The following is a 4,574-nucleotide window of genomic DNA, read 5'->3' as shown; positions in this document are numbered from 1 at the left end:
CCGAGGCGGAGCCTCGCGCGTTCCTCGGCACCGATCGAACGACGAGAGGGCATTGGGAAGGCAAGTACGGCGGGGACGGCTATATTCTTGCCGGCTACGAGGCGGTTCCCGTCGCGAATACGTGGACGACGGCGACCTTCGGCGAAGACGATATCGCGTCGCTCCCGGCCTACGTAGACGGTTATTCTTCTTCGCCGTCGAATACGGTGTCGGTCGGTCCTTCCACGGACAACGACAACGGATACGATTACGTGCTCGACATGCCGTCGTCTACGAATAAGGCGAAGTTTAAAGCGACCGTTACGGGCGGCAACCCGAAGACGTTCACGTTCCATCTGAACGATACGAACGAGCACGTGTTCAGCATGTTTTCGATGGAAAAATCGTGGGACGCCGAACTGCAGCTGCAGGATCTTGACGGCAATGTGATCGACCGCCGCGTCGTGCGGAAGGATGCGTTCGACGGATTCGTCTCGTATTTGGTCAAGGGAAGCTTCAAGCTGATCGTCACTGCCAGCGAGCAGTTCGGACCGAACGGCTTCTTCTTCGATACGCCGCTGCCCGAGCGCGCGTCGGGGGTCGCAGCGACGATGCTGCCTCCGCGAAAGGCGGAAATCGCTTGGACGAACGATGGCGATTCGGCACACCGCGTCATCGTCGAGCGCAGCACGAACAACATCGGCTTCAAGCAAATCGCGACGCTGGACGCCGGAACGTCCCGGTACACAGACTCCAATTTATTGCCGGGGCAAACGTATTATTATCGGGTACGTTATGCGAACGGGACGCGATACGGCGCAGGTTCGGCCACGGCGTCCGTCACTGTGCCGCCGATGGCGGCGACGACGATCGCCATGAGAAGCGCGGACGTCGCGACGAACGTCGGCGAAGCCGTCACGGTCAGCGCCGTCTTCGAGAAAGTGCTGGAGGGCGGCAATCAGCCGCTCGCGAACAAGACCGTCCACTTCAAGCTTCGCGGCGAGCACGTCGGCGACGGCGTGACGCTCGGACAGGAAATCCCGGAGCTCGTCGGTTCCGCGGTCACGAATGCCGACGGGGTGGCGACGCTGACCTTCACGACCCGGTTCTCCGGAACGTACGGTCTGGTAGCGGCGGCGGACCCCGACGACGTGGACAGCTTGAACGGCGCCGTATCGGCTCCCATTCATCTGACGGTCGCCGAGCTCGCCTGGAACGCTCCTCCGGTCGTGTTGAAGTTGTCCGACGCCGTATCGGCGGGCAAGTCGTTCACGATCAACGGCTACGGTCTGCGTCAAGCCGAGCTCGACATCGCGATCGAGCTGGATACGCCGGGCGCGGAGCCCGCGACCCCGCCCGCAGGGGCCGTTCATCCGGAGATCGTACAGAAGGACAGGAACGGATTTTTCGCCGTGGCGAAGATGCCCGAAGACGCGGCGCCCGGGGTATATAACGTCTGGGTGAAGAACAGCGACGGATGGAGCCCGGCTTATAAAATGAATGCGGTCCGGCCGCTCTTCATTTCGGAATATGAAGCTTTCCGCGGTCTCGACATTCAAATCGCCGGGCGCAACTTCGACGGCAAGGAGTTCGGCGGCGCGACCGACACCAAGGTTCGCTTGAACGACGGCGCGGGACGCATCGTCGATGCGGCGGTGAAGACGGTCAACCCGTACGGTATCACGTTCAAGGTCGAGGACCAGCCGCTCGGCGAGTACTTCGTCGAGGTATCCAACGACGGGGGCATGAACTGGACGCGGCTCGAGAACGGCCAGAAGCTGTCCGTCTTGGAAGCGGGCGAAGATCCGCTCGGACTCGGCGTCGCTTGGGCGGCGGATTTCAACTGGGGGCATCGGGTCGACGTTACGTCTTACGGCGCGAATCCCGACGATACCGAGGACGATACTGCAGCGGTGCAACAAGCCGTCGACGCGGCAGCGATCGGGGGCGGCGTCGCTTATTTCCCGAAGGGCAGCTATTATCTCTCGACCGTAAATCTGCCGGCCGACGTCGTGCTGCTCGGCGAAGACCGGACGGAGACGAAGTTGATTTACACCGGCGAAGGCGGCAACTTCATTAATACGAAGGACGCCGACCCGACGTATGAGCCGATCGCGGAGAAGCAAGGCGTGGCGCGGATGACGCTGCTGCTCTCGGATCCGGAGAAGCGGCCCGACTCGTTCATTTGGTTGGGGCAGGCCTGGGGCGATTCGGTCGGAGATCTGCGGCTGCGAAACGCTAACCGGCTGTTCGTCAGCGAGGTCGACATCTCGTACCCGACGGATACGAAGGGAAGCACCGGACGGGGCCTCGGGCTCGAATTCGTGGGCAAGGAGCGCATTCTCGTTCAAAACAACCGGTTCGTCGGCTGGCATGCGACCCCGTATATCACGTACATGGGCCAGTATTACACGCTGAAGAACAACTTGTTCGAATTTACCGAGGGGTATCTCGTCGGTACGGCTACATTTTCGTTCTACGAAAACAACACGGTGCGGGCCGTCCACTCCGAGCTGCATATGGAATCGCACGGCATGTTCGCGCGAAGCAACGCCTATATCGCGAATAATACGGTCGAAAACATGGGAGACACGGCGAACGTCTACAACGACGGGGAAGCGATCTGTACGGAAATGCCGGGCGGCATTTTCAACTACGGCAAAGTGCTTACGGCGGATTCGATGTCCATCACCGTGGCGCCGACGAAAAACTTGGTGAATCCGAACCTGCAATACGGCGATTTGTCCGTCGTCATCACGGACGGCCGCGGTATCGGACAATTGCGCAAGGTGGAGAGCATCGACAAGTACACGATCACGGTAAAAGAGCCGTTCGACATCGTTCCGGACAGCACTAGCCGGTTCAGCCTGCAGGCGCCGCTCGACAACACGACGATCTACAACAACACGGTCAAGGATAACGCGAAGGGCATCTGGCTGTTCGGCAATGCCTACGACAGCGTCGTAGCGGACAACACGATTCTCGATTCGGAGGGCATCTTCCTCTATACGGTTCGGATCGGCGACGGGATGGCGAACGCGTATTTCTCCCGCGTGACCGGCAACACCGTGGACGGCATCTCCCGGAGAAGCTTCCACGGCGGCATCGGGTTCAATACGGCGCGCGTCGACAACGCGCATTACTACGAGGTGGACGCGTACTCGACGGAAATTTTGAATAACGCGGTGACGGGCGACAATACCGCCACGCCTCGATACGGCATTACGGAGGCGCCTCCGTACGGCGGCATCTACGCGATCTCGGCCACCTACAGCTCGCAATACGACGGGCAGGGGTCGGGCGACGCGACCAATACCGTCATCGAGGGCAATGTACTAAGCAACTTGAAAACCGGCATCGATCTGACCCACTCGATCTACGGGCAAGTGGTGAAGGGCAACGTGTACGACGCTACCGTACTGACATTCATCGAAGATACAGGCAGCGAAAATACGGTCATCGAAGGCAATCGGTTGGTTTCGGCGCAGGAGCTGCCGTCCTCGCCGTCCGCGGCCGCAGTTGGGTTTACCGGCGTCGCGATGGTGGGTTCGACGCTCGTCGGGCAGTATACCTTCGCCGACACCGACGGCGATGCGGAGGTCGTATCGAAATATCAATGGTACGTCAGCGGTGAAGCGGATGGCGCTTACGCGCCGATCCCGGGAGCGACCGGCCTCAGGTATACGATTACGGAGGCGGATCTCGGCAAGCACTTGAAGTTCGGCGTTACGCCGAAGGCGGACGCCGCGCCGGCGCTCGGCGCCGAGACGCGCAGCGCGCCGACGAGCCGGGTCGTGCCGGCGATGGATCCGACGTCGTATTATTCGATTCGGGACGTCGTCTTCACGCAGAAGAAGACGAAGGCCGTCTCTGCCGTCGTCACCCCGGCGCAAGGGATCGGCGGAGAAGCGTTCGTGTTCTTCCGGCTTCTCGACAACGCCAAAGGGCCGAATAAAACGGCGTTTGCGCTGGAAACCGTCGCGGTCCGTATCGATCTGACCGCGGAGGAGACGTTGGCGATCGAATTCGCCGGCAGCTACCCGGGCCAAAACTATTCGGTCGAAATTTCGGTATGGAGCGAGATGACGGCCGATTCGAAGCCGGCCGGTACGGCGTGGTCCGTACCGGTGGTCGTGGATAAAAAAACGTAAAGTAACTCCGATGCATGCCGGGGTCCGAGCCTTCGGGTCCCGGTATGAAAGGAGGTGAAGGAGAGAGAGTGCAAGCAGAATCGTCGTCGGCCAAATCTGTATGGCAACATTCAAAGTTGTAAGGAGGTTATTAAATGACGAGATTTCTGGAAATCATCATACAGAACAAGAAGAAGCCGGCGCCCGTGCTGGCTTCTTCTTGTTCGAATTCCGAATTGCGGTATATATTTTCCGGAATTGATCTATGTTTTTGCTTGCCGCTGGCATACGATCACACTATGACTTGGAAGCGCTGTCATCCCCGATGGATCAAGTCATTCAGGAGGTGAATCAACCGAATCTCATTTCGATTTTCGCCGCAACGCCTTAGACGTATCCAACGAATCGAAAACGAATGGAGGTAATGACTGATGTTAAGAAGAGGCTTGCATATCTTGTCCTCTT

The 4,574-nt window shown here is 59.4% G+C and carries 1 protein-coding gene; it reads left to right on the top strand.

Annotated elements, in window-relative coordinates:
- Positions 1 to 4,130, top strand: a 4,130-nt coding sequence (locus VEZ38_RS15935) for a glycosyl hydrolase family 28-related protein (RefSeq protein ID WP_324895138.1), incomplete at its 5' end; no start/stop codon positions are given.
- Between the last annotated feature and the right edge of the window lie 444 nt (positions 4,131 to 4,574).

It is taken from the genome of Paenibacillus sp. (assembly GCF_035645235.1).
In the GTDB taxonomy this organism is placed as follows: Bacteria; Bacillota; Bacilli; order Paenibacillales; family YIM-B00363; genus Paenibacillus_AE.
This window is presented reverse-complemented; position numbering and strand designations above follow the sequence as displayed.